This is a genomic window from Mesorhizobium sp. M7A.F.Ca.CA.004.12.1.1 (assembly GCF_003997835.1).
Classification (GTDB): domain Bacteria; phylum Pseudomonadota; class Alphaproteobacteria; order Rhizobiales; family Rhizobiaceae; genus Mesorhizobium.
In genome coordinates this window covers 1-5,214 of the sequence record NZ_RZRK01000444.1, presented here as the reverse complement: position 1 = coordinate 5,214, position 5,214 = coordinate 1, and the positions used below count along the sequence as shown (strand labels likewise).

Below are 5,214 nucleotides of genomic sequence, written 5' to 3'. Positions count from 1 at the left end.
GCGACGTTATGCTGGAGGCCAAATATCCACACATTGACGTCGAGTGGCACGACGAGCGCCGCGTCAAAACCGAAGTGTCTCGTCGGAAGGTCCCGCTCATTGGCGACGCCCTTCAGGCAGCACATGAAGCCGTCGAGGCGGCAGGCGAAAGCAAGATGCTGTTTGCCCGTTACGGTCATGAAGGCGGTGGCGACAAAGCCTCGGCCGCGCTTGGTAAGCACGTTAGAGCCGCAGTGACCGACAAGAAGGTAACCACCCACTCATTGCGGCACCGAATGGAGGACTTGCTGGTGATCGCTTGGGTCCCCGAGAAGCTCAAGCGCTCGATCATGGGCCACTCAGGGGGTGGTGCGGGAGACAACTACGGCGGCGAAGAAGCGCGGCTGAAGGTGGCGACTGAGGCAATGCTGAAAGCACTTGGAGAAGAACACATCGAGAGGCCTTCCGAACTGTCTGAAATGACGTAGAACTGCCGAGCAAATGACATGAAGGAGGTTTCTTGACCCCAGCATCCGCTCCAGTGCCTATACGGACGCTAGATCGCTGGCGGCATCTGCTCAAACCGCTTCCAATCACAATCGACTGTCCGACGATGAAGATGATCGGCGGTGACTTTGAACCTCCGGTCTTTGCCGGCTCAGGTCGCATTGTAATTAAGAGCTTCACCGAAATTGAGTATCGGATGTATGCCACACCATCAGACAGTGCGGATGCGTTCAAGCGGCTCGCTAAGCAGCAGAAAGATCCCTACGATACCTCCAACACCTTTCGCCTCTTTGCCACGGACATACAGGGAACTGAGTGGGCAGCAGGCTGGACAAATCCGCAGCTAGGAGAGACGAAGACGGGCATTTGGGAGTTGTGGGGCGAGTTGGACTCGCTTCTCACTAGCGCGTCCGGGCGATGGGTTTCCCAACTATCGAGCGTGGAGTTGGTCTTTCAGCCTGAGGTGCGGGTGCCTGTAGAGAAGGCGATGGTTACGGTCACCACGCTTGATGACGTCGAGGTCGAATATAGTCGCCGGCTCGCCAAGCAAACAGTACAGGTTCTCGGTTCCGAAATTGAGTTCTTCCGTACGAAGGACGGAAGCGCTCTCTGGGTTACGGCTACGTCGTCCAAGGCGCTGCCGCACCCATGTACCGAGAATTGGCTGAGCGAGCCGTTGCGAATCTTGCTGGGTCAGTTAATTTTTCCTCGCCTCGTGGCGCGGAACTTTGGAGATGGCAGAGCACAGGTCTGGCTGCGACCGTCTCCAAGGCGTTTTATAGACTCGGGCATTGCCTCATTGGTGGATGGAAATCCCTTCGAATCAAAGCCGGACTTCTGGACCCTCTACGGGAAATTGCTCGAACATGTTGCGAATACGCGTGACGAAGGGGGGCATCTAAATTCCGAGCCGCATCTGATCACACGCCTTTACGAAGAGATCATACAAGCGACACAAGGATCGCGCTGGGTGCTTTGCCTTACTTTGGCGAGCGTCGCAGAGGGTCTTGCAAAGCTGTTGATGGGGCCAACTCCACTGAAGGCCGACTTCGTCGAGAAGGACTTGAGCGCGCTTCGGGATCACACTCAGACCTGGGACGGCGACGCGAGGCTGAAGAGGCGCATTCTTGACGAATTAACTAGAGCTGAAACAAAGACCGTGTCCAGTTTCCTAGGGGACCTTCGGCAGGGGGGCGCCGTCACAGCCGCGAATGTCAGCGCTTGGAGGAAGCTGCGAAATTCCGTGATGCATGGCAACTTGGTCTCGCCATATTCGACGAGAGAAGAAGATCAGCGCATCCTAGATTTGGCTGATCTCGTCCACCGATTGACGCGAGTAATTGTCGGCATCGACGCTAGGCAGCAACCGATCCTTGGCTCTGGATTAGTCAGCGAAGGCCACGCCTAAGGAACCAGCCATGTGCAACCTCTACAACCTCACCACGTCGCAAGAGGCCATCCGCCAATGGACCGGCACCTTGCGGGACATCTTGGGCAACCTTGAGCCGTCAATTGACATCTACCCCAACCGGCCCCCCGGTCCTGTAGTTCGCAATGCGTCGGACGGGCAACGCGAGCTTGCCAATCTGCTGTGGGGGATGCCGACGCCCGTAGAACATGTGAAAGGCAACGCCGATTACGGCACTACCAACGTGCGCAAGACCCACCTTGCCTACTGGCGGCAATACCTCGGCGTAGAGCATCGCTGTGTGGTTCCAGTGACGAGCTTTGCCGAGCCGAGCCCAGAGAAGAATGACAAGGACCCCCAGACTGGCGTTCAGCGGAACTATTGGATTGCCTTGAATGAAGACCGCCCGCTGTTCTTCTTTGCAGGGGTTTGGACGCATTGGCATGGGGTGCGCAAGGTGAAGGACGGTCCCGGCGACCATGAGGTCTATGGGTTCCTCACAACCGAGCCTAACGCCCTCATCAAGCCGATCCATGCGAAGGCCATGCCGGTGATCCTGACGACGAAAGAGGAAACCGAGACGTGGCTACGAGCCCCATGGTCGGAAGCAAGGGGCTTGCAACGCACCGCGCCTGACGATGCCCTTGTGATCGTCGACAAACCGGCCACGCAGATCAAGTTTCCGCTGGGCAAGAAAGATGGCCGACTGCCGTTGCTGTGAAGCTACCGAAGGGGACGACTTCGGCAACGGACATTTGTTTACCAAAGGCTAACGGACAGGCTGGACTACGAACTCCGGCATCAATCGCGGCACCAAATGCATGCAGTGTCCAATGCAGGCGCTAAAGCGTATGTCGAGGTCCTATCGCGGTTGAATTGTGGGAAGAACCCGGCGAAGGGCTTGCGTAAGTCCGGGAACCAAATTGTTGCGCAAGACGCGAGTTATCCACATTTCGAACTCGCTCATTGTCGTGTTCTTGAGATGTCTGGCCACGAGAGCCATCAGTCCCTTGTTGTCGTAGTGCTTGGCCAATTCGGCCATGTCCTGGTTTGCCACAGCGGCATCGATACGGGCCGTCGCTTCGGCTCCAATTGCGGCAATGTCCAGTGCTGCCGTCTTTGTGGCAAATTCGGCTGCGATTTCTGCAACCGTAGTTGCGCCGCTGAGATCAATCATCTTCAGGGTGCGGTCAATTCGTCGCCGGCAGTATCGCGCGATAGTGCCCGCAGCCGATGCTGGAGTGACGTCAGCGAAGACGGCTTGTCTCAGCGCGTCGAGCCGACTATCGAGATCTCCCCCGTTATAGCCCTCATGCTCCGCAATTCTGCGCCCCACTTCAGGAAGCAGGAAGACATTCTCGATCTCTGAAACCGGTAGGACGGCGACGCCGAGCCGTGCCAGATTCGCAATTTCTGGCCCTGAATAGTCATCGGCGTCTACGATCCCGGAACAGGTCACTCGTGTAAGGTCCGCGTTAGCGCGCATTGTTACAACTGAATGAATTACTTCTTCGCATGAACCGCGCGGGATGACTGTCCACTCGGGATAGCAGCAGCGATATATGACGGTGTCGAGACTTGTGCTGCCGCCTTCGACGAAGAGAATCGGGCGACGGCTCCCAAGGATGAGCGTCGCAATCTGCTCATCGAAACCGGTTTCTTCTGGCACCGGTTCGATCACCCAACCGGTCTTGGGATTGTAGTCCCGGATCACAATCTTTTGGGCAACCCGTGACGCGGCAAATTCGAGGTCATGTGTAATGAAGATGAAGGCACAATCGGGGCGTGCAGCCTCCATCTCGTCCCATAGTTTGGCCATGATAGATCGATGAACGTGCAGCTCCGGCTCGTCAAAGATAAGGAGCGTGTCGGGATCGGCGGCGAGAACTTGACCAATCATGTAGAACACTGACCGCTCGCCATCGCTCATGTCCTTGGCGTTATATTCCGTCTGCGATCCTGTGATTTGAACACGGATGTCGTCGCCGGAGATAACAAGCCTGCGGTGAGGCAGTAGCCGCTGCCAGATGCCGGCCAACAGCTCAAACTTGGTCGGCTCTGCCGCACCTGCATCGCCGGCCCTGACTCTCTGGTGGGTCTGCAGCGTCTTGTTGGTCTGATCGGCAAAGAGGGCCTGCAGTAGCACGTCGAAATCATTGAGGAGTCCAGTCGCCATGTCGCCTCGCCAGCGGCTTCCAACACGATGCCCAAGGTTCGCATCCGTACGGGAATTTCCTGTTCGAAGGCCCAATTTCGCATTCCGCTCGGTGATCTTGGCTACAGCGGGATTTAGCGTCAGCGCCCTGTGCGCGGAAATACGGTGCGCCCGGAGTTGGAGCTGATTCTCTATCTCCACGGCGAGGCGCGTCTTGCCTCCACCGTTTGAGCCGACAAATATCAGGGAAGTGCCTGGCAGCATGGCGAAGGGAATTGAGCTGGTAGGACTTGGGATCGTGAAATTAAAAGGCATTGGTGATCAATCTCTTGATTATTTGACCCACCGTACAAGACGAAAGGACGCCGCGCCAAGTGATCAAGCCCAATGGACGCTTTGTGGCCCTCAGCCTTCATCCCGCCAGACAACTCGCCGTACCATCCTGATTTCTGCAAGCCGCGTAACCCTGATGCCCTGCCTTTCTCGGGCCGATGGATTTTGTGTTTCGGCATCCATGTACTCATTCTTGCCGCACCGCTTGCAACTCATTTTGCCTCCCACCAATTCCGCTTCAATGTCCCCGAAGATTTCCTTCAGATCACTCGGCAGATACCATCGTTTGACGTTGCACAGACCGCACCGGACCAGCACAAGCTGCCCAATCTCGTGGGCATTGCCAAGCTTCCATTCGCCGCCGCGCCTTCGTCTTCCACCAGTGTCAGCCATAGCCCCAAAATAGGAACTCATTCCTCGCTTGGTCAATCCGCTCTTGACATTTATGTTCTCTTTTTGTTCACTAACGATCGAGACATTAGGAGACGCTCACATGGACCACATTGTGACGCTGGACAGCCGACAAGAAGCCGCCCTTCAAGCCGTCGCCGACAAGTTCGTTGCCGTTCACAGGGGCGACGTGATGAAGGCGCTCAAGGAAATGATGGTCCTCAACGGTCGCCTTCAGGACCAGCTTGACGCGCGCTCTATGCCGCGCCGCGCAAGCCGCAAGGAGGGGAACGCAATGGCCCACACGATGCGCGTAGAGGCAGTAGCCCACAGCGGGAACTCGTCTAAAGCGAACTGATCTGGCAGCCAACTCAGGGCGCGGATGGAGAGGCGGGAAATTTTAGAGAACGGCCCCCGCAAACGGGCTATTAATGGATCTAGG

General features: G+C 56.7%; 5 protein-coding genes and 1 pseudogene. 4 read left to right on the top strand and 2 right to left on the bottom strand.

Annotated features, from left to right (window positions below):
* The 3 genes and pseudogenes from EN984_RS21985 to EN984_RS21975 form a co-directional block, all read left to right on the top strand.
* Positions 1-467, top strand: a pseudogene (locus EN984_RS21985) (tyrosine-type recombinase/integrase); the annotation flags it as partial.
* Between the two features lie 125 nt (positions 468-592).
* The gene (locus EN984_RS21980) at positions 593-1,894 is read left to right on the top strand and encodes a hypothetical protein (RefSeq protein WP_127268090.1); all 1,302 of its coding nucleotides are present in this window, start codon (positions 593-595) and stop codon (positions 1,892-1,894) included.
* Positions 1,895-1,904: 10 nt separating this feature from the next.
* On the top strand, positions 1,905-2,615 hold the full coding sequence (locus EN984_RS21975; protein WP_127268091.1) for an SOS response-associated peptidase: 711 nt from the start codon (positions 1,905-1,907) through the stop codon (positions 2,613-2,615).
* A gap of 141 nt (positions 2,616-2,756) precedes the next feature.
* On the opposite strand, the gene EN984_RS21970 is transcribed toward EN984_RS21975, so the two are convergent.
* Positions 2,757-4,313, bottom strand: a complete 1,557-nt coding sequence (locus tag EN984_RS21970; protein WP_245480097.1) for an AAA family ATPase — start codon at positions 4,311-4,313, stop codon at positions 2,757-2,759.
* A gap of 141 nt (positions 4,314-4,454) precedes the next feature.
* Positions 4,455-4,796, bottom strand: a complete 342-nt coding sequence (locus tag EN984_RS38245; RefSeq protein WP_236383438.1) for a hypothetical protein — start codon at positions 4,794-4,796, stop codon at positions 4,455-4,457.
* A gap of 79 nt (positions 4,797-4,875) precedes the next feature.
* Here EN984_RS38245 and EN984_RS37815 point away from each other — a divergent pair, with 79 nt between their 5' ends.
* Positions 4,876-5,130 carry a hypothetical protein gene (locus EN984_RS37815; protein WP_164749064.1) on the top strand — a complete coding sequence of 85 codons (255 nt, stop codon included), beginning with the start codon at positions 4,876-4,878 and terminating at the stop codon, positions 5,128-5,130.
* Positions 5,131-5,214: the final 84 nt, after the last annotated feature.

Excerpts from the sequence above, each read along its gene's own strand:
- EN984_RS21980 (WP_127268090.1), top strand. The coding sequence starts at position 593 with ATGAAGATGATCGGCGGTGACTTTGAACCTCCGGTCTTTGCCGGCTCA.
- EN984_RS38245 (WP_236383438.1), bottom strand. The coding sequence starts at position 4,796 with ATGAGTTCCTATTTTGGGGCTATGGCTGACACTGGTGGAAGACGAAGG.
- EN984_RS21975 (WP_127268091.1), top strand. The coding sequence starts at position 1,905 with ATGTGCAACCTCTACAACCTCACCACGTCGCAAGAGGCCATCCGCCAA.
- EN984_RS37815 (WP_164749064.1), top strand. The coding sequence starts at position 4,876 with ATGGACCACATTGTGACGCTGGACAGCCGACAAGAAGCCGCCCTTCAA.
- EN984_RS21970 (WP_245480097.1), bottom strand. The coding sequence starts at position 4,313 with ATGCTGCCAGGCACTTCCCTGATATTTGTCGGCTCAAACGGTGGAGGC.